This window comes from Micromonospora sp. NPDC005172, assembly GCF_040608555.1.
In the GTDB taxonomy this organism is placed as follows: domain Bacteria; phylum Actinomycetota; class Actinomycetes; order Mycobacteriales; family Micromonosporaceae; genus Micromonospora.
The window spans coordinates 18641-38333 of the sequence record NZ_JBEXIL010000047.1 but is presented as its reverse complement, the minus strand read 5'-3'; the positions used below and the strand labels follow the sequence as shown (position 1 = coordinate 38333).

At 72.6% G+C, this 19693-nt stretch carries 18 protein-coding genes; 12 read left to right on the top strand and 6 right to left on the bottom strand.

Going from position 1 to position 19693, the window contains the following annotated elements; translation table 11 throughout:
* Positions 1–36 precede the first annotated feature (36 nt).
* Positions 37–1035: an aldo/keto reductase family protein gene (locus ABZV06_RS25760; protein ID WP_355236374.1), complete on the top strand. Its 999-nt coding sequence runs from the start codon at positions 37–39 to the stop codon at positions 1033–1035.
* A 64-nt stretch (positions 1036–1099) separates the two neighbouring features.
* On the opposite strand, the gene ABZV06_RS25755 is transcribed toward ABZV06_RS25760, so the two are convergent.
* Both ABZV06_RS25755 and ABZV06_RS25750 read right to left on the bottom strand, forming a co-directional pair.
* Positions 1100–1897 carry a site-2 protease family protein gene (locus ABZV06_RS25755; RefSeq protein ID WP_355236371.1) on the bottom strand — a complete coding sequence of 266 codons (798 nt, stop codon included), beginning with the start codon at positions 1895–1897 and terminating at the stop codon, positions 1100–1102.
* Entirely contained in the window at positions 1897–2097 is a 201-nt protein-coding gene (locus tag ABZV06_RS25750) for a hypothetical protein (protein WP_196918986.1), read from the bottom strand. Before ABZV06_RS25750 ends, ABZV06_RS25755 begins: the two co-directional genes overlap by 1 nt.
* 189 nt (positions 2098–2286) lie before the next feature.
* Here ABZV06_RS25750 and ABZV06_RS25745 point away from each other — a divergent pair, with 189 nt between their 5' ends.
* From ABZV06_RS25745 to ABZV06_RS25735, 3 genes are all read left to right on the top strand, one after another.
* Positions 2287–4248 carry a bifunctional adenosylcobinamide kinase/adenosylcobinamide-phosphate guanylyltransferase gene (locus tag ABZV06_RS25745; RefSeq protein ID WP_355624719.1) on the top strand — a complete coding sequence of 654 codons (1962 nt, stop codon included), beginning with the start codon at positions 2287–2289 and terminating at the stop codon, positions 4246–4248.
* A complete protein-coding gene (locus ABZV06_RS25740; protein WP_355624717.1) occupies positions 4238–5011 on the top strand; it encodes an adenosylcobinamide-GDP ribazoletransferase in 774 nt (257 codons plus the stop codon). The genes ABZV06_RS25745 and ABZV06_RS25740 overlap by 11 nt, the downstream gene beginning before the upstream one ends.
* Positions 5012–5078: 67 nt before the next feature.
* A complete protein-coding gene (locus ABZV06_RS25735) occupies positions 5079–6374 on the top strand; it encodes a DUF2314 domain-containing protein (protein WP_355236361.1) in 1296 nt (431 codons plus the stop codon).
* A 142-nt stretch (positions 6375–6516) separates the two neighbouring features.
* On the opposite strand, the gene gcvT is transcribed toward ABZV06_RS25735, so the two are convergent.
* Complete coding sequence (gcvT, locus tag ABZV06_RS25730; RefSeq protein WP_355624715.1) at positions 6517–7659, bottom strand: glycine cleavage system aminomethyltransferase GcvT; 1143 nt, start codon at positions 7657–7659, stop codon at positions 6517–6519.
* Positions 7660–7821: 162 nt separating this feature from the next.
* Here gcvT and ABZV06_RS25725 point away from each other — a divergent pair, with 162 nt between their 5' ends.
* Positions 7822–9396 carry a leucyl aminopeptidase gene (locus tag ABZV06_RS25725; RefSeq protein ID WP_355624713.1) on the top strand — a complete coding sequence of 525 codons (1575 nt, stop codon included), beginning with the start codon at positions 7822–7824 and terminating at the stop codon, positions 9394–9396.
* A gap of 45 nt (positions 9397–9441) precedes the next feature.
* Here the strand turns inward: ABZV06_RS25725 and ABZV06_RS25720 are convergent, their stop codons facing one another.
* Positions 9442–9771 (bottom strand): hypothetical protein, encoded by a 330-nt coding sequence (locus tag ABZV06_RS25720; protein WP_355241531.1) that lies wholly within the window; start codon positions 9769–9771, stop codon positions 9442–9444.
* 178 nt (positions 9772–9949) lie between these two features.
* On the opposite strand from ABZV06_RS25720, the gene lpdA reads away from it, so the two are divergent.
* Entirely contained in the window at positions 9950–11341 is a 1392-nt protein-coding gene (gene lpdA / locus ABZV06_RS25715) for a dihydrolipoyl dehydrogenase (RefSeq protein WP_355624711.1), read from the top strand.
* 66 nt (positions 11342–11407) lie between these two features.
* The gene (sucB, locus tag ABZV06_RS25710) at positions 11408–13252 is read left to right on the top strand and encodes a 2-oxoglutarate dehydrogenase, E2 component, dihydrolipoamide succinyltransferase (protein WP_355624709.1); all 1845 of its coding nucleotides are present in this window, start codon (positions 11408–11410) and stop codon (positions 13250–13252) included.
* Between the two features lie 67 nt (positions 13253–13319).
* Here sucB and ABZV06_RS25705 read toward each other — a convergent pair whose 3' ends face one another.
* Positions 13320–14255 (bottom strand): SDR family NAD(P)-dependent oxidoreductase, encoded by a 936-nt coding sequence (locus ABZV06_RS25705; protein WP_355624707.1) that lies wholly within the window; start codon positions 14253–14255, stop codon positions 13320–13322.
* 106 nt (positions 14256–14361) lie between these two features.
* Between ABZV06_RS25705 and ABZV06_RS25700 the strand changes: the two genes are divergently transcribed.
* The 3 genes from ABZV06_RS25700 to ABZV06_RS25690 all read left to right on the top strand — a co-directional run bounded on the left by ABZV06_RS25700 (position 14362) and on the right by ABZV06_RS25690 (position 16923).
* Complete coding sequence (locus ABZV06_RS25700) at positions 14362–14970, top strand: helix-turn-helix domain-containing protein (protein ID WP_355241521.1); 609 nt, start codon at positions 14362–14364, stop codon at positions 14968–14970.
* A gap of 45 nt (positions 14971–15015) precedes the next feature.
* A complete protein-coding gene (locus tag ABZV06_RS25695) occupies positions 15016–16353 on the top strand; it encodes a low temperature requirement protein A (protein WP_355624705.1) in 1338 nt (445 codons plus the stop codon).
* An 84-nt stretch (positions 16354–16437) separates the two neighbouring features.
* Positions 16438–16923, top strand: coding sequence for a hemerythrin domain-containing protein (locus ABZV06_RS25690; protein WP_355624703.1), 486 nt, complete (start codon positions 16438–16440; stop codon positions 16921–16923).
* A gap of 99 nt (positions 16924–17022) precedes the next feature.
* Here the strand turns inward: ABZV06_RS25690 and ABZV06_RS25685 are convergent, their stop codons facing one another.
* Complete coding sequence (locus tag ABZV06_RS25685) at positions 17023–17409, bottom strand: MerR family transcriptional regulator (RefSeq protein WP_355241512.1); 387 nt, start codon at positions 17407–17409, stop codon at positions 17023–17025.
* Between the two features lie 59 nt (positions 17410–17468).
* On the opposite strand from ABZV06_RS25685, the gene ABZV06_RS25680 reads away from it, so the two are divergent.
* Both ABZV06_RS25680 and ABZV06_RS25675 read left to right on the top strand, forming a co-directional pair.
* Positions 17469–18455: an aldo/keto reductase gene (locus tag ABZV06_RS25680; RefSeq protein ID WP_355624701.1), complete on the top strand. Its 987-nt coding sequence runs from the start codon at positions 17469–17471 to the stop codon at positions 18453–18455.
* 178 nt (positions 18456–18633) lie between these two features.
* Complete coding sequence (locus ABZV06_RS25675) at positions 18634–19533, top strand: TIGR01777 family oxidoreductase (protein ID WP_355624699.1); 900 nt, start codon at positions 18634–18636, stop codon at positions 19531–19533.
* The last annotated feature ends 160 nt before the right edge of the window (positions 19534–19693 follow it).

Here is a 19693-nt window from a genome sequence, read left to right as displayed (position 1 = left end):
TCGGCGATCGTGATCCACCGGAGTTAGGGTCGGGACATGGAATTCCGACACCTGGGCCGTTCCGGCCTGCTCGTCAGTGAGATCTCGTACGGCAACTGGATCACCCACGGTTCCCAGGTCGAGGAGGACGCGGCGTTCGCATGTGTGCGGGCCGCCCTCGACGCGGGGATCACCACCTTCGACACCGCCGACGTGTACGCCGGCACCCGGGCCGAGGACGTGCTCGGCCGGGCGCTGGAGAGCGAGCGTCGCGAGGGCCTGGAGATCTTCACCAAGGTCTACTGGCCGACCGGGCCGGGTCGCAACGACCGTGGCCTGTCCCGCAAGCACATCATGGAGTCGATCAACGGCTCGCTGCGCCGGCTGCGTACCGACTACGTGGACCTCTACCAGGCCCACCGGTACGACTACAGCACGCCGCTGGAGGAGACGATGGAGGCGTTCGCCGACGTCGTGCACTCCGGCAAGGCGCACTACATCGGCGTCTCCGAGTGGACCGCCGAGCAGCTGCGCGCCGCCCACCCGCTCGCCCGTGAGCTGCACGTCCCGCTGGTCTCCAACCAGCCTCAGTATTCGTTGCTGTGGCGGGTCATCGAGGCCGAGGTCGTACCGGCCAGCGAGGAGCTGGGCATCGGGCAGATCGTCTGGTCGCCGATGGCGCAGGGCGTGCTCTCCGGCAAGTACCTGCCGGGGCAGCCGCCGCCGGCCGGTTCCCGCGCCACCGACGAGAAGTCCGGCGCGAACTTCATCGCCCGGTTCATGAACGACGACGTGCTCACCCGGGTGCAGCGGCTCAAGCCGCTCGCCGAGCAGGCCGGCCTGAGCATGGCCCAGCTCGCCGTGGCGTGGGTTCTGCAGAACCCGAACGTCTCGTCGGCGATCATCGGCGCGTCCCGGCCCGAGCAGGTGCACGACAACGTCAAGGCGGCCGGGGTCACGCTCGACGCCGAGCTGCTCAAGGCCATCGACGAGATCGTCGAGCCGGTCGTCGAGCGGGACCCGGCCAAGACCGAGTCTCCCGCGCAGCGACCCTGACCCAAGGACCGGTCCGGTCGGCGCGCCCGCGCCGGCCGGACCGGACACCTCAGGTCAGCTCGACTCAGCTCTGCCAGAAGCGGATCAGGTCCAGGCCGGCGGCGTACAGCCAGGACGGCAGACCGAGCAGGTCACCGACCGCGAAGACCGCGTCGAAGAACCAGCCGCCGATACGCGGGTTCCACAGCAGTGCGAAGAGCAGAAGAAAGCCGTACGGGGCGAACAGGTCGTACATCCTGCGCCACTGCGGGTTGAGCCACGGCTGGATCATGTTGCCGCCGTCGAGACCGGGCACCGGCAGCAGGTTGAGCACGCTCGCGGTGAGTTGCAGGAACGCCAGCAGCGCCACACCGGCCCAGAACTCGACCGGGCCTCCCGAGGTGGTACCGATTCGTACCGCGAGCACGAGCAGCAACGTGAACAGCACGTTGGTCGCCGGACCGGCGAGGCTCACCAGGGTGTGCCGCAGCCGTCCCGGGATGGCGTGCCGGTCCACCCACACCGCGCCGCCGGGCAGGCCGATGCCGCCGAGCAGCACGACCACCACCGGCAGCACGATCGACAGCAGCGGGTGGGTGTACTTGAACGGGTTGAGCGTCAGGTAGCCACGGTGGGCGATGTCCCGGTCGCCGGCGCGGTAGGCGACGACCGCGTGGGCGTACTCGTGCAGGCAGAGCGACACCAGCCAGCCGGAGACGACGAACAGGAACACGTCGAAGCGGACGCTGCCGTAGCCGTTCCAGGCCAGCACTCCGCTGACCGCGAAGAGCGCGACCAGGCCGAGGAAGACCGGACTGGGCCGGAACGCCGCCCTCGGCACGCCGAGCACCAGTTTGTCGGCGCCCGGCCGGTCGTACGCCATCACTCGGCCGTGGGCAGCAGGCTCATCCGGTACTCCACCCGGTCGTCCTCCACGAGCGCGACCGAGGTGACGCCGGACGCCGCGAGTTCACGCCAGGTCTGACCGATCCAGGATTCGGCGTCGGCCTGGCTGCTGAACGACTCCGCCGGTCCCTCGACCGTCTGGCCGTCCGTGCCCTCGTACCGCCAGCTCCACGCCATGCCGCGTCTCCCCTCGCCGCTGAAGTCCCGGTGGGACGAACCCCCGCCAGCGTAGTCGGCCCGGCGCGCAACGGCCCCTCGCCCACCTCCGGGGCCGTCGGAGTCCGCCGAGCGTCGGGATCGGGACGGCCTTCGCGCGAGCGCCGGGCCGGCAGGCAGAGCGACCCCGGGCGGCCTTAAGGTACGGGCATGTCCGTTGACGGGTGGAACACGGTCCTGGTGCTCGGCGGTATCCGGTCCGGCAAATCCGAGTTCGCCGAGTCCCTGGTCGCCGACGCGCCGATGGTGCGCTACGTCGCCACCGCGCCGCAGGGCGACCCGGAGGACACCGAGTGGGCGACCCGACTGGCGACGCACCGCGCCCGCCGGCCGGGTAGCTGGACCACCGAGGAGACCGCCGGGGAGCCGCGCCGGCTGGCGGACGTGCTCGCGTCCGCCGAGCCCAACGAGACGCTTCTCGTGGACGACCTGGGTGGCTGGGTGACAGTGCTGCTCGACCCGGAGTACCAGCCCGCCGACGACGTGGCGACGATCGCCGAGCTGGCCGAGGCGATCCGCTCCTGCGCGGCGCGGGTGGTGCTGGTCAGCCCCGAGGTGGGGCTGTCGCTGGTGCCGACCACCCCGCTGGGGCGGGCGTTCACCGACGCGCTCGGCGCGGCCAACCGCGCGGTCGCGGACGCCTGCGACGCCGTGGTGCTGGTGGTCGCCGGCCAGCCCGCCTGGTTGAAGCCGGCCACCCCGGCCACCCCGGCCACCCCGGCCACCGCGCCGACCGGGTCCGCCTCGGTCGGCTCGGTGCGTACGGCCGCGCGGCACGCCGCCCCGAGCCAGGGCGCCCCGGGTCGGGCTGACGCGGCCCTCGGCGACGCGGAGCCCACGCCCGAGGTACAGCTCCCCGAGGTCCTGACGCACACCCCGCCGGTCGCGCCGAACCAGGAGCCGGGCATCCCCTGGGCCGCGCCGACCATGGCGCTGCCGATGGTGGCCACCGGGCTGGTCATCCAGCCGGGCATGGAGCTGCCGATGCCCGACGAGTACGCGGGCCCGCAGGCGGTGGACCGGCTGGCGACGCTGGACGTGCCGGGCGCGGGGCTGGGTGTCCTGGACCGGGTGGTCGGCTTCGCCGCCGCCACCCAGGGCACCTCGTCGCCGGTCGCCTGGGGTTCGGTGCGGGTGCTGCTGCTCAACGGCGACCACGCGGGCGGCGCCTCCGCCGGCACCGTCGCCGGCGAGTCGGCTCGGCGCGCCGCGCAGGCCCGCGCCGGCCGGGGCGCACTGGCCCGGCTGGCCGCCGAGGCCGGCGCGAGCCTCCAGGTCGTGGACACTCCCGCCGCCGCCCCGATGGAGACCCAGCCCGCGCTCGCCGGCGAGCAGGTCGAGTCGGCGCTGCGCTACGGCTGGCGGCTGGCCGAGCAGGCGGCCGACGCGGGCGTACAACTGCTGGTCCTGGGTGCGTGCGGGGCGGGCACCGAGGCGGCGGCGGCGGCCGTGCTGGCGGCCACCGCCGGCGCGGAACCGCCCTCCGTGCTGGGTCGGGTGATCACCGAGTCCGGTGAGATCGACGACGCGGCCTGGATGGTCCGCTGCGCGGCCGTGCGGGATGCCCTGCATCGCACCCGCCGCTCGCCACGCAGTGCCAAGGACGTGCTGGCCGAGCTGGGTGGCGGCGACGTGGCCGTGGCGACCGGCGTGCTGCTGGGCGCGACCGCCCGCCGGGTGCCGGTGCTGCTGGACGGGCCGGTCGGGTTGGCGGCCGGGATGGTCAGTCGTGACCTCGCCGGGCAGGCGCGGCACTGGTGCCTGCTGGCCGACCACGGCCAGCACCCCGCGGTGCGGTTGGCCGCCGACGTGCTCGGCCTCACGCCCCTGCTCGACCTCCGGCTGGACCTCGGCGAAGGTGCGAACGCCCTGGTCGCGCTGCCGATGCTGCGCTCGGTGCTGGCGCTGGCCGCCGCACTGCCGGTCCACCCGTCGCTCACCGGCGACGCCGACCCGGACGGGCCCGACGAGCCGGAACCCGAGTACGACGACGAGCCCGCGTACACCGGGCCCGACTACACCGACCCGGAGTTCGTCGAGCCGGAGCCGGCCGGGCCGGGCCCCACCCGCACCGGGGCCGACGAGCCGGCGTCGGGCTGGCGTGCCGGCTGAGTCGCGGTTCGTCGCGGGCGTCCGGCTCGCCGTCACCACCTTCAGCACGCTGCCGGTACACGCCGGGCGGATCGACCGCCCGGTGGCGGGTACGGCGATGGCGCTCGCCCCGGCCGTCGGCGCGCTGCTCGGCGTACTCCTGGGTGGTGTCCTGCTCCTGACCGGTCTGCTCGCGCCCCCGCTGGTGGCCGCCGGCGTCACGGTGGGCATCGCCGCCGTGCTGACGCGGGGGCTGCACCTGGACGGGCTGGCCGACACGGTGGACGCGCTCGGCTCGTACCGCCGGGGCGCCGCCGCCCTGGAGATCATGAAGAAGCCGGACGTCGGGCCGTTCGGCGTCGTGGCGCTGGTGGTCGTACTCCTGGTGCAGGCCGCCGCACTCGCCGACCTGGCCGGGCGGTCGTGGCCGGCGTGCCTCGCGGCGGTGGTCGCGGCGACCGCCGCCGGCCGCCTCGGCGTCACGGTGGCGTGTCGGCGCGGCGTGCCCGCGGCCCGGCCGGACGGCCTGGGCGCCATGGTGGCCGGCACGGTCGGCCCGGCGGCCCTGACCGTCGGCGCGGTCGCCGTCCTGCTGCTGGCGGTGCCCGCGGTGCCGGGCCGCCCGTGGCAGGGGCCACTCGCCGTCGTGGCCGCGCTGGCCGTCGCGGTGCCACTGCTGAACCACGTGGTACGCCGGCTCGGCGGCATCACCGGCGACGTGCTCGGCGCGACCGTCGAGGTGGTCACCACGCTGGTCTACCTGGGTGTGGTGCTGTCCGGCTGAAGCCGGCACGCGCGGCCGGGTAGCGTTCGGCTCGACAACACCGGCGCGGCCACCGGGGGAAACGAACATGCTCATCACGGACGACTTCCTGCCCGTCCCGGTGCCGGAGTCGCTCAGCGCGACCTACCTGGTGCCGATGGCAGGGCTACCGAAGGTCAGCGCGAAGACGGCGGTGGCGGCGCTGACCGGCCGGCTGGCCGAACCTGTGCACGGGCTCGCCCGGCAGATGCTGGACAGCCCGCTGATGAGCGTGGACACCCGGCCGATCGCCGAATTCCCGGCGCTGCCGCCGGACCTGCTCACCGCGTTCGGCGCCACCGAGGAGCAGTTGGCCCGGCTGGCGGCGGCGACACACCTGGTGGTGGTGCAGGCCGAGTACCGGCCCGGTTGGCCGCCGGCACACGAGTGGGCGGCACGGGCGGTGGCGGCGGCGGTCGCCGAGTCCGTCGACAGCGACGTGGTGGACGTCTTCGGCCTCCAGTTCCTCGACCCGGCGACCGCGCTGCGCTCGCTCCCCGACGAGCAGGGCCGCATCCGACTGGTCGACTGGGTGCTGGTGCCGTACTCGTCCGACGCCGAGGGGCTGTGGTTCACCACGAAGGGGCTGCGTCGCTTCGGGCTGCTGGAGTTGCAGACCCAGGGTGTGCCCGACCACCTCACCCGCGCCTGGGGTGCGGTGATGACCGGGGCGGCCCGTCGGCTGCTGCGGGACTGGACCGACGGCCTCAACGGCGAGGAGGTGCCGGCCTTCGTGCAACTGCCGGTGCTCGCCACCGTCACCGGGCACGACATCGCCGTGGCGTACGGCAACCCGGAGCAGCACGGCGCGACGGCCCCGGTGCTGCTGCGCCTGGAACTGGACCCGGCGACCGACCCGGAGGCCGACTCGTTCCTGAGCCTGCGCCCGCCGGCCGGGCACCCCGGCCCGGACGGGCGCTACTACGCCGCCGCCTGCGCGACCCTGTTCTCCGGCATCCAGCCGGACGTGCGCTACGCCCGCTCGGGTGACGCGATGAGCCGTGCGGTAGCCACCGCCCGCGCCGCGCTGGGCGACGCCCGGGCCCGCTTCGTCGCCGGCCACCTGCCGGCCGAGTCGCAACTGGTGGTCAAGTACGGCCTGCCGGGTGACGACGGCCCGGAGTACGTCTGGGCGGGCGTGACGTCGTGGGAGACCCCGGAGCGGATCGTCGGCGTCAGCGCCAGCGACGCGGCGACCGACGAGAGCGTACGGATCGGCGCCCCGGTGGTGGTCGAGTCGACCGACGTCGTCGACTGGGCGGTCCTGGACGCGACCGGAGTCATCGAAGGCGGCTGGACCCAAGCAGTCCTAGATTCCGGCGAACCCCCCACCCCAACCCCCTAACCCCCCCGGCCCCCCGGCCCCCCGGCCCCCCGGCCCCCGCCCCGAGCGCGTTGATCATGAAGTTATTGCCACCGCTGTCGGCGTGTCCTGGCAATAACTTCATGATCAACCGGGTGGGGGCCGGGGGCCGGGGGGCGGGGGGTTAGTGGGTTGAGGGGGTTACGAAGGGGGGCTTTGTCAGGGTTACCGGGGCTCGGCGGCCTCGGATGTCGAGCTCGACCTCGGTGCCGTCGGTCAGGTTGGCGTCCGTGTCCACCAGGGCCAGGGCGATGCCCTGCTTCCTCGTGGGGCTGAAGGTGCCGCTCGTCACCACGCCTACCTGCTCGTCACCCACGTGCACGGTCATGCCGGGGCGCGGGATGGCGCGGTCGACGGCCACCAGGCCGCGCAGCGTACGACGGGGGCCGGCGGCCTTCTCGGCGAGCAGCGCGTCGCGGCCCCAGAACGCCGGCTTGTCCCAGCCGACCGCCCAGCCGGAACGGGCCTGCACCGGGGTGATGTCCAGCGAGAGATCCTGCCCGTGCAGCGGGTAGCCCATCTCGGTGCGCAGCGTGTCCCGGGCGGCCAGGCCGCAGGCGCGCAGCTCGAACGCCGCACCGGCGGCGAAGAGCGCGTCCCACACGGTCACCGCGTGCTCCGCCGGCACCACCAGCTCGTAGCCCAGCTCGCCGGTGTAGCCGGTACGGCAGACCGTCAACTCCACCTCGGCGAGGCCGTCGGTGAGGCCGGCGGCATCGAAGCTCATGTAGCCGTGCTCGGTGGGCAGGGCGAGGGCGGCGAGCAGGTCGCCCGAGCGGGGGCCCTGCACGGCCAGGACCGCGTACGCCTCGTGCTCGTCGGTGACCGTGATCCGCTCCGGTGCGGCGGCGCGCAACCGGCGTACGACCTCGGCGGTGTTCGCCGCGTTCGGGATGAGGAAGACGTGGTCCTCGGCGTACAGGTAGGCGATGATGTCGTCCACCACACCGCCGGTGGCGTCGTCGCAGCACAGCGTGTACTGCGCGCGGCCGGGCCCGATCCGGCCCAGGTCGTTGCTGAGGCAGGAGTTGACGAAGTCGGCCGCGCCGGGGCCGGTCACCCGGACCTTGCCCAGGTGCGACACGTCGAAGACGCCCACCGCCGTACGCACCGCCGTGTGCTCCTTGAGCACCCCGCCGCCGGCGTACTCCAGCGGCATTTCCCAGCCCCCGAAGGGGGCGAACTTGGCGCCGGCGGCGGTGTGCCGCTCGTGCAGCGGGGAACGGCGCAGCCGGGTCGCGGCGGCGGCGGAGGTCACGTCGGTCATGGGTGGCAACTTACCGGGGGTTACGCCGCTGGTTAGCATCGGCGGGACCCCGTTGGTGTGATCGACGGGACAGCCCTGACGTCCGGCGGGTAGGTTCCGCCGGAGACCTTCACCGCTGGTACGCGACGACGCGACCGGCCCGGCCCGCCCGGAGTAGCTTCAGTGACATCCCCCCGCACAACCACCCTGAGCCTGGTCGACACCGACCCGGCGGAGCTCGCCGTCGACGCGATCGTGATCGGCGTGCACAGCCAGACCGGAGAGCAGGACGCCACCAGCGGCCTCGCCGGCACCCTGCTGCTCGGCAGCGGTGCGGAGAGCATCGCCGTGGCGTTCGACGGCAAGCTGACCGAGACGCTGGCGCTGCTCGGCGCGACCGGTGGCCCCGGCGAGGTGATCAAGCTGGCCACGCTGGGTACCGTCACGGCTCCGCTGGTCGTCGCGGTCGGGCTCGGCCCGGAGCCGACGGGTGCCGCTCCGGCGCCGGAGACGCTGCGTCGCGCGGCTGGCGCGGCCGTGCGAGCCCTGGCGGGCGCGCCGAAGGTGGCGCTCAACCTGCCACTGCCCGACGACGCCGACGCGCCGGCCGCGCTGCGGGCGGTCGCCGAGGGCGCGCTGCTCGGCGGCTACCGCTTCGCCGGCTACAAGACCCGGCCGCAGCCGACCCGCCGGGAGCCGGTGGCCGAGGTGCTGATCGCCGTGCCGGACGCCGCCGACGCGGGTGCCCAGGCGGAGATCACCCGCGCGCAGGCCGTCGCCGGCGCGGTCCGGCTCAGCCGGGACTGGGTGAACACCGCCCCGAACGAGCTGCGTCCGCCGTCGTTCGCCGACGCCGTGGCCGCCGCCGCCCGGAACGCCGGCCTCGGCGTCGAGGTGCTGGACGAGGCGGAGCTGGCCGCCGGCGGGTACGGCGGCATCATCGCGGTCGGGCAGGGTTCGGAGGCCCCGCCGCGGTTGGTGAAGCTCACCTACACCCCGCAGGACGCCGGCAACGGCAAGCGGGTCGCGCTGGTCGGCAAGGGCATCACCTTCGACACCGGCGGCATCTCGATCAAGCCGGCGCAGGGCATGTGGGAGATGAAGTCCGACATGGCGGGCGCCGCGGCGGTGGGCGCGGCGATGCTGGCGATCGCCGCGCTGAAGCCGGCCGTGGCGGTCAGCGCGTACCTGCCGATGGCCGAGAACATGCCGTCGGGCACCAGCTACCGTCCGGGCGACGTGATCAGCATGTTCAGCGGCAAGAAGGTGGAGGTGCTCAACACCGACGCCGAGGGCCGGATGGTCCTGGCCGACGCGATTGCCCGGGCCTGCGCCGACGGCACGGACTACCTGTTCGAGACGTCCACCCTGACCGGCGGTCAGGTGATCGCGCTGGGCAAGCGGGTCGCCGGTGTGATGGGTACGCCCGAGCTGTGCGACCGGGTCAAGGTGGCCGGTGACACGGTCGGCGAGCCGGCCTGGCCGATGCCGCTGCCGGACGACGTGCGCAAGGGCATGGACTCCGACGTGGCGGACATCTCGCAGGTCAACGCCGGCATGGACCGGGCCGGGCACATGCTCCAGGGCGGCGTGTTCCTGCGTGAGTTCGTGGCGGACGACGTGTCGTGGGCGCACATCGACATCGCCGGCCCGGGCTACCACTCGGGCGAGCCGACCGGCTACTGGACCAAGGGGGGCACCGGCGTGCCGGTCCGTACCCTCGTGCAGCTGGTCGAGGACGTCGCGGCCAACGGCTGACAGCGTGCGAAGAGAGGGGCTCCCGGCTACCGGGAGCCCCTCCTTTCAGTACTGGTCGGGGCGGCGCTTGCGACGCTCGTTGAAGTCGCGCATCCGCTGCGGGTATCCCATCAGCCGGACGTCGTACACCGGGATGCCCATCCGGTACGCGAAGCGGCGCGCGCCGTCCGGGCCGTCGATCCGGCGGCGGGTCCACTCCCCGTCGTCGGCGATCAGGATGACGGTGGTCTCGGTGACCGTCGTCCGGGGCTCGATGAACGCCTCGACGCCTCGCCGGCTCCGGATGAAGTTCTCCAGATGGGTCAGATCGCCACGATCCGCCGCTCGGTCGTGGCTCAGCACACGCGCCTGCTTCCGGCGCCGGAACAACCCCACCGAACCTCTCCCCCACCTGACGTCATCGACAACGGTGCCAAGGGTACGTGTCGATGACGTGTCGTTGGGCACCTCACTACGCACCCCGTGCCCGGTGGTGACAAGATGACCGAGGTGGGGTGTGCCCGTCTGACCCCTCCGTGACCCCCGATGCAGTGACGCGACCTGGGAGTTGAGCGTGAGCGAGCCGAACGACGCAACCTTCGACATTGTCATCCTCGGAGGTGGCAGCGGCGGCTACGCGGCGGCGCTGCGCGCCGCCCAGCTCGACCTCTCCGTCGCGCTGATCGAAAAGGGCAAGCTCGGCGGCACCTGCCTGCACAACGGCTGCATCCCGACGAAGGCGCTGCTGCACGCGGCCGAGGTCGCCGACCAGACCCGCGAGTCGGAGCAGTTCGGCGTGAAGGCCGAGCTGGTCGGCGTCGACATGGCCGGGGTCAACTCGTACAAGGACGGGGTCATCTCCCGCCTGTACAAGGGCCTCCAGGGCCTGGTGGGCGGCTCGAAGAACATCACCTTCGTCGCGGGCACCGGCAAGCTGGTCGACAAGAACGTCGTCGAGGTGGACGGTAAGCGCTACACCGGCCGCAACATCGTCCTGGCCTCCGGCTCGTATGCGAAGAGCCTGCCCGGCCTGGAGGTCGACGGTGAGCGGATCATCACGAGCGACCACGCGCTGACCCTGGACCGGGTTCCGTCGTCGGTGATCGTGCTCGGTGGCGGCGTGATCGGCGTCGAGTTCGCCAGCGTGTGGAAGTCCTTCGGCGCGGACGTGACGATCGTCGAGGCGCTGCCCCGGCTGGTCGCCGCCGAGGACGAGGAGTCGTCGAAGGCGCTGGAGCGGGCGTTCCGTAAGCGGAAGATCAACTTCAAGGTCGGCAAGCCGTTCGAGAAGGTCGAGAAGACCGACAACGGCGTCAAGCTGACCATTCAGGGCGGCGAGACCGTCGAGGCCGAGCTGCTGCTGGTCGCCGTCGGTCGCGGCCCGAGCACCGCCAACCTCGGGTACGAGGAGCAGGGCGTCACGTTGGACCGCGGCTACGTGGTGACCGACGAGCGGCTGCGCACCAGCGTGCCGAACATCTACGCGGTCGGCGACATCGTGCCCGGCCTCCAGCTCGCGCACCGCGGCTTCCAGCAGGGCATCTTCGTCGCCGAGGAGATCGCCGGGCAGACCCCGTCCGTGATCGACGAGGTCGGCATCCCGCGCGTCACCTACTGCGACCCGGAGTTGGCGTCGGTGGGCCTGACCGAGGCGAAGGCCAAGGAGCAGTACGGCGCCGACAAGGTCAAGACCTTCAACTTCAACCTGGGCGGCAACGGCAAGAGCCAGATCCTCAAGACGACCGGCTTCGTGAAGCTGGTCCGGGTGGAGGACGGCCCGGTCGTCGGTGTCCACATGATCGGCGCCCGGGTGGGTGAGCTGATCGGTGAGGCGCAGCTCATCTACAACTGGGAGGCCTACCCGGCCGAGGTCGCCCAGCTCGTGCACGCCCACCCGACCCAGAACGAGGCATTGGGCGAGGCGCACCTGGCCCTCGCCGGTAAGCCGCTGCACGTACACGCCTGATCACCCACATCGCGGCGTCCGGCGACGGGCGAAGATCCCCCAGGGGAATGAAGGAGTCTGGAGAACATGCCGGTATCGGTCACCATGCCCCGGCTCGGTGAGAGCGTCACCGAGGGCACCGTCACGCGCTGGCTCAAGCAGGAGGGCGACACGGTCGAGGTCGACGAGCCCCTGCTCGAGGTCTCGACCGACAAGGTCGACACCGAGATCCCGTCGCCTGCGGCGGGCGTGCTGAGCCGCATCGTGGTCGGCGAGGACGAGACCGCCGAGGTCGGCAGCGAGCTGGCCGTCATCGCCGGTGAGGGCGAGTCGACCGGCGGCGGCGAGGCCGCGCCGCAGGAGCAGCAGGCCCCGGCCGAGTCGGTCGAGCCGGCCGCCGAGCCGACCGCCGCCGCCGAGGGCACCGCCGACGAGGTGGCGCAGGACGAGGCCCCGGCCGAGACGCCGGCTCCGGCCGCCGCGCCGTCGGGCGAGGGCACCGCGGTCAAGATGCCGGCCCTGGGCGAGAGCGTCACCGAGGGTACGGTCACCCGCTGGCTCAAGCAGGTCGGCGACACCGTCGAGGTGGACGAGGCGCTGCTGGAGGTCTCCACCGACAAGGTCGACACCGAGATCCCGTCGCCGGTCGCCGGTACCGTGCTGGAGATCAAGGTCGCCGAGGACGAGACCGCCGCGGTCGGCGCCGACCTCGTGGTCATCGGCGTGGCCGGCGGTGCCCCCGCCCAGGCCAAGCCCGAGCCGAAGCCCGAGCCCAAGGCGGAGGCCGCGCCGGCGCCCAAGGCCGAGCCGAAGCCGGCGCCCAAGGTCGAGGAGCCGACCCCGGGCATGTCGTACAACGAGCCGTCCGCCGAGGCGGAGACCTCGGCGCAACCGGCGAAGGCCGAGCAGGCGGCCCAGCCGTCCGCGCCGACGGCCGCGCCGCAGCGCCCGTCCGCCCCCGCGCAGGGCGGCGGCGAGGAGGCAGCCGGGTACGTCACGCCGCTGGTGCGCAAGCTGGCCAGCGAGCACGGCGTGGACCTGGCCGCGCTCAACGGCACCGGTGTGGGTGGCCGGATCCGCAAGCAGGACGTCCTCGACGCGGCCGAGAAGGCCAAGGCCGCCAAGGCTGCGCCGGCTCCGGCGGCACAGCCGGCCGCCAGCGCGGCGACCCCGGCCAAGCCGGCCGCGAAGCCGCAGCCGAGCGGCAAGCGGGGCACCACCGAGAAGCTCCCCCGGATCCGCAAGGCGATCGCCAACCGGATGCAGGAGTCGCTGCACGAGATGGCGCAGCTCACCACGGTGGTCGAGGTGGACGTCACCCGGGTCGCGAAGTTGCGGGCGCAGGCGAAGGACTCGTTCGTGCAGCGGCACGGCGTCAAGCTGTCCTTCCTGCCGTTCTTCGCCCTCGCCGCCATCGAGGCGTTGCAGACGTACCCGATCGTCAACGCCCAGTTGGATCTGGACGGCGGCACGATCACCTACCCGGCGGCGGAGCACCTCGGCATCGCCGTGGACACCGAGCGGGGTCTGCTGGTGCCGGTCATCCACAACGCCGGTGACCTCAACCTCGGTGGCATCGCGAAGCGGGTGGCCGACCTGGCCGAGCGGACCCGGACCAACAAGGTCAGCCCGGACGAGCTGGCCGGGGCGACCTTCACGCTCACCAACACGGGCAGCCGGGGCGCGCTCTTCGACACCCCGATCGTGCCGAAGCCGCAGTCGGCGATGCTCGGCACGGGTGCCGTGGTCAAGCGGCCGGTCGTGGTCAACGACCCGGACCTGGGCGAGGTCGTCGCGGTCCGGTCGATGGTCTACCTGGCCATGTCGTACGACCACCGGCTGATCGACGGCGCCGACGCGGCCCGCTTCCTGAGCGCGGTCAAGGAGCGGCTGGAGGCCGGCAACTTCGAGTCGGAGCTGGGCCTGGCCTGATCCACCTCGCAACACGAAAGGGCGCCCCGGTCGAGATGACCGGGGCGCCCTTCGCGGTTGTGACGGGTCAGCCCTTGAGCAGGTCGGTCGAGACCTTCCAGAGCCGCTCGGCCGCCTCCGGGTCCAGCGCGTAGTCCGCGACGCCAGTCCGCGTGCCGGGCCGGGCGGGCGCGGCCTGCTGGCAGTCCTCGAAGTAACGTCCGCCGACACCGTCGAGCAACGGGGACGCGGCCACCAGCACCGACGTGGCGGCGCCCTGCTCGACGGTCTTCCACGCCGCCGCATTGCCGGAACGCAGGCGGTTCAGCTCCTCCTCGCTGACGTAGCGCTGGAGGTTGGTACGGATCGCGCCGGGCATCAGCGAGTTGGTGAAGATGCCGTCGTCGGCCCAGCGGCGGCTCGCCTCCACGGCGAAGAGCACGTTGGCCGTCTTCGACTGCCCGTACGCCTGCCACGGCTCGTACTCGCGGCGGTCGTACTGGATGTCCTCGAAGACCACCGGCGAGCGCAGGTGGGCGGCGGAGCTGACCGAGACGATCCGGGCCCCGTCGGCGGCGGCGAGCGCCGGGCGCAGCCCGGTGGCGAGCGCGAAGTGCCCGAGGTGGTTGGTGGCGAACTGCATCTCCCAGCCCTGCGGGGTGCGGCTCAGGGGCGCGGCCATGATGCCGGCGTTGTTGACCAGGATGTGCAGTGGGCCGTCCCAGTTGGCGACGAAGTCGGCGACCGAACCCTGGTCGGCGAGGTCGAGCGGGGCGACCAGGACGTGGTCGTTGCCGGTGGTGCCGGTGATGTCGTCGGCGGCCTTCTGGCCGGCGTCCGGGTTGCGGACGGCCAGGGTGACCTCCGCGCCGGCGCTGGCCAGGGCACGGGCGGTCTCCACGCCGATGCCGGACGACCCGCCGGTGACGATCGCCCGCCGGCCGACCAGGTCCACGCCCCGGATCACGTCCATCGCGGTGGAGTCGTGGGCGAACGACGTGGTGATCGGGTTGCTCGTCGTCATGATCCATCCTTGTCCAGGCTGGGGCGGGCCGGTCGGCCCGCCGGTACGATGGAAGCGGAGGATCCTCCGCTGCGGTCGAGACTAACCGGAGTTCCCTCCGCTTGCCATGTCCTGTCCGTGGCACCTGCCCGGCGAGGAGGAGACGTTGCCGGAGACCAACCCCCGCCCGCTGCGGGCGGACGCGCTGCGCAACCGCGAACGGCTGCTGCAGACCGCGGTGCAGGCGTTTTCCCGCCCCGGGCCGGAGGTAACGCTCGACGCCATCGCCCGCGCGGCAGGGGTGGGCATCGGCACCCTCTACCGCCACTTCCCCACCCGCGAGGCGCTGGTCGAGGCGGCATACCGCAACGAGTTGGCTCGGCTCTGCGACGCCGCGCCGCAACTGCTGGACCGGTTGCCGCCCGAGCGGGCGCTACGGGAGTGGATGTCGCGTTTCACGGACTACCTCGCCACCAAGCGGGGCATGGCGGACGCGCTGCGCCTCGTCATCGCAACCGGCGCCAACCCGTACGCCCAGAGCCGGGACCTGCTACTGGCCGCGCTCGGCCGGTTGCTGGGCGCGGGCGCGGCGGCGGGCAGCGTCCGGGGCGACGTCGCCGCCGGTGACGTCCTGGCCGGCCTCAGCGGGATCTCCCTGGCCGCCGGAGAGCGCGCCCAGGCCGACCGGCTGCTCGACCTGCTGATGGACGGCCTGCGGCCACCGGACGCGGGCTGACCCGTTCCGTCCTCCCACCAGGCCACACGCTGCCAGAGTGGGACCGTGGGCGGCTACCGGGGGCGTGGACAACTGGGACCGGCCGTCCCCATCGCGCCCGGTGCCCGGGTGGACAAGTTCGAGGTCTTCTTCGACCTGGTCTTCGTCTTCTCCTTCTTCATCATCACCCGCGCGACCGCCGCGAACATCTCCGGCCGCCAACTGCTGCACGCCGCCCTGGTGCTCGCCGTGCTCTGGTGGATCTGGGTGGTGCACAGCCTGGTCGCCACCCGGGTACGGCTCGGCGAGGGCTACGTACCGGCGCTGATGGTCGTCTCGATGGTCGCGCTGTTCGCGTTCGCGCTGGGGCTGCCGCAGGCGTTCAGCGACCCGAAGGGCAGCGCCGCCGGCCCGATGCTGGTGGCCATCAGCTACGTCGTGGTCCGGGCCGTGCACATGTTCCTGTACCAGCACGTGGTGCGGGACAGCCCGCAGGAGCGACGCCAGCTCCGACGGTTCGCCCCGGAGCTGGCGGTGAGCATCGTGCTGCTGCTGGCCGCCGCGCTGATTCCGCCGGAGATCACCGATCCCGACCGAGCCGCCCTGGTCCGCGACGGGCTGTGGATCGCCGTGGTGGTGGTGCAGTACGCCACCGGCTTCATCGTCGGCACCTGGGGCTGGGGGGTAACCAGCGCGGAGCACTGGACCGAGCGCTACGACCTCATCCTGATCATCGCGCTCGGCGAGTCGATCATCTCCACCGGAGTGGGCGGCAACCTGCTCGGCAAGCCTGTCACCTGGCCGGCGGTGGCCGCCGCCGCGCTCGGCATCGTGATCACCGCCGCTCTCTGGTGGGCGCACTTCGACTTCGTCGGGCCGGCCGCCCGGATCGCCCTGCACGCGGCGGAGGGCGCTCCCCGGGTGGCGATGGCCCGCGACGCGTACGCGTACCTCTACCTGCCGATGATCGCCGGGGTGATCCTCTTCTCCATCGGCAACGAGGAGATCCTGCACAAGATCACCGACCCGGCCGGCGGTATCGCGGAGAAGATCGAAGGGCCGGCGGTGCCGATGCTCTTCGGCGGTCTGATCACCTACTTCGCCGTCAACATGCTGTTCCAGTTGCGGACCCTGCACACCGTCACCTGGACCCGCGTGGGCGTCATCCTGACGCTCACGGCGGCCCTGCCGATCGGCCTGCACCTGCCGGCGCTGGGAGTTCTCACCCTGGCCACCGTGATCTGCGTCGGGCTGGTGGCCGTCGAGGTGCTGACGATGTCGGGCTCCCGGCACGCGTTGCGGGCCGCGGTCTTCCACGAACGGACGACGCACGAGGCGCACGAGGCGGCGTGGCGTGCCCGCTGGCACGACGTCCGGGAGCCCGACGAGCCGACCACGCCCTGACGACGTCGATCTAGACTGCGGACAGCGTCGCGGTGTACCCGGCACGATGGCCGCCGAGGGCATGGAGGCGCGGGACAGCATGGGATGTACGTGCACCCGACGAATTCACCTGCCGACCGGCTCGCCGCCGTCGGCAATCAGATGATCGAGATCCACCTCTGGCTCCGCGCGGAACTGGCCCGCCTCCGGGCCGACCTCGACACCCCCTCGCGGGACCTACGGGCCCACTGCCTGAGCTTCTGCGCCGCGCTCGGCCGCCACCACACCGGTGAGGACGCGGGCGCGTTCCGGGTCCTCGCCGACGAGGTGCCCGAGCTACGCCCGGTCCTGGCCAACCTGATCGTCGACCACGAGGTGGTGGCGGGGATCCTCGCGCGGGTCGAGGAGTTGCTCGGCGACGACCGGCCGCTGCCGACCGCTCAGGTACGCGCCGAGCTGGACGGGTTGGCCGCCCTGCTGGAAACACACTTCCGCTACGAGGAGAAGCGGCTGGTCAGCGCGTTGAACGCGCTCGCCGGCCGGCCCGGGACAGCCAAGCAGCTGCTCGGCCTGACCGCGCCGGCCGACTGAGCCGGGATGCCTCCCGGTCGCCGATGTGGCGGCGTCGCCCGCCGGGGAGACCCCCACATCGGCGCAACGGAGCGAATCCCGCGCCGGGTCGGCCCGCGATCACCGGCCCTCGTCGGGAGCGGGCGCGCCCGGCAACCGCTCGTAGAAGCGGATCTTCTCCCGCAGATGGTCGTACTGGCGCTGGAGCAGGCGCATCTGCTCCTCGACCTGCGCCGCGTGCAGTTGCAGCAACTCGCGCCGCTCGTCGACGGTGTGCTCACCGGCGCGGGCCAGCGACGCGTACCGGCACATCTGGGCGATCGGCATGCCGGTGTCCCGCAGGCAGCGGAACAGCAACAGCCAGCTCAGGTCGTCGTCGGTGAAGACCCGCCGGCCGCCCGACGTGCGACCCACGTCGGCCAGCAGGCCGATCTTCTCGTAGTACCGCAGCGTGTCCAGACTGAAGCCGCTGCGCCGGGCGGCCTCGGCAGGGGCGTAACCGGTCATGCCCCGGATGCTAGCCAGCCCTTGACCTGGAGCGCACTCCAGATTGGAGGCTGGTCCGCATGACGACGACACGCACGCTGGGACGCAGCGGCATCGAGGTGAGCGCGATCGGGATGGGATGCTGGGCGATCGGCGGTCCGCTCTGGGGTGACGGCGGACAGCCGTTCGGTTGGGGCGAGGTCGACGACGACGAGTCGATCCGGACGATCCACCGGGCTCTCGATCTCGGGGTGACCCTGTTCGACACGGCCAGCAACTATGGCGCCGGGCACAGCGAGCGCGTCCTCGGCCGGGCCCTCGCGGGCCGACGGTCCGCAGCGGTGATCGCCACCAAGTTCGGCAACGTCAGCGACGAGGCCACCCGGCGGTGGCTCGGCACCGACGCCAGCCCGGCCGCCGCCGTCCGCAGCCTGGAGGACTCGCTGCGCCGGCTCGACACCGACCACGTCGACCTCTACCAACTGCACATCAACGAACTGCCGGCGCCCGCCGCGCTCGACCTGATCGACACCCTGGAAGGCCTCGTCGACCAGGGCAAGATCCGGGCGTACGGCTGGAGCACCGACGACCCTGCCTCGGCGGACGCGTTCGCGGCGGCCGGCAGGAGCTGTGCCGCCATCCAGCACGACGAGTCGGTGCTGAACGACAACGCGGCGGTCCTCGACGTCTGCGACCGGCACGACCTGGCGAGCCTCAACCGGGGGCCGCTGGCGATGGGGCTGCTCACCGGTTCGACACGCACCCTCGGCGCGGACGACGTCCGCGGCCGGGCACCCGAGTGGTTGCGGTGGTACACCGACGGCCGTCCGACGCCGGAGTGGGCGGCGCGGGTCGAGCAGGTCCGGGCGGCGCTGACCTCCGACGGCCGAACCCTGGCGCAGGGCGCGCTGGGCTGGCTGCTCGCCCGCAGTCCGCGTACGGTGCCGATCCCCGGCCTACGCACCGTGGCCCAGGCCGAGGAGAACCTAACCACCCTGGAGCAAGGCCCCCTCCCCGCCGACGCGTACGCCGAGGTGGAGCGCTTCCTCAAGGACCTACGCCCCTGACCTCACCGGACCCACGCCCCTGACCTCGCCGGACCTACGCCCCTGACCTCGCCGATCTTGCACTTACTGTCGCGGCGAAACGGGCCATGCCCGGCATAACGGCGACACAAAGTGCAAGATCGGCGAGGAGTGGAGCCGGGGCGCGTCCACGGGTGGGGTTTTCGGCGAAGATGAGGGCATGCGGATCCTCATGGCCGGCGCGTCCGGCTTCCTCGGCACCCGGCTGGGCGACCGGCTCACCGCCGACGGGCACCAGGTCACCCGGCTCGTACGCCGCGCGCCGCGCGACCCCCGGGAGCGGCAGTGGGACCCGACGGCCAGCCAGCTCGACCCGACCGTGGTCGCCGAGGCGGACGCGGTGATCAACCTGGCCGGCGCGGGCGTCGGCGACAAGCGCTGGAACGACGACTACCGACGGTTGATCCGCACCAGCCGGGTGGACAGCACGACCACGCTCGCGACGACGATCGCCGGTCTCCCGGCCGACGACCGACCCCGGGCGCTGCTCAACTCGTCGGCCGTCGGCTGGTACGGCAACACGGGCGACCGGGTGGTCGAGGAGGACGCGCCCGCCGGCGAGGGCTTCCTGGCCGACGTCTGCCGGGTGTGGGAGGCCGCGACCCGGCCAGCGGAGGACGCCGGGGTACGCGTGGTGCGGCTGCGCACCGGCCTGCCCCTGCACCGCGACGGTGGACTGCTCAAGCCGCAGCTGCTGCCGTTCAAGCTGGGCATCGCCGGGCGCCTGGGCAGTGGCCGGCAGTGGCTGCCGTGGATCTCGATGCGGGACTGGCTGGACGCCGTCGACTTCCTGCTGACCCACGACGAGATCGCCGGCCCGGTCAACGTGGTGAGCCCGAACCCGGTGACGAACGCCGACTTCACCCGCGAGTTGGCCCGGCAGTTGCACCGACCGGCGATCATCCCGATCCCCGCCCTGGCCCTCAAAGTAGCGCTCGGCGGCTTCTCCCACGAGGCCCTGACCAGTACCCGAGTGCTCCCCGGCGTGCTGTCGAACGCCGGCTACCCCTACCACCACCCCACCCTCCCCGAGGCCCTGAAGGCAGCCCTCCAGGACTGAAACGGCGCGGAGGCCGTGCCGGCCAGCACGACCACGCCGCGTTGATCATGAAGTTATTGCCCGCCTCGTCGGCGTGTCGCGGCAATAACTTCATGATCAACGGGGGTCAGCGGTAGGGGGTTAGCGCTAGGGGGTCGGCGGCGGGGGGTTAGCGGTAGGG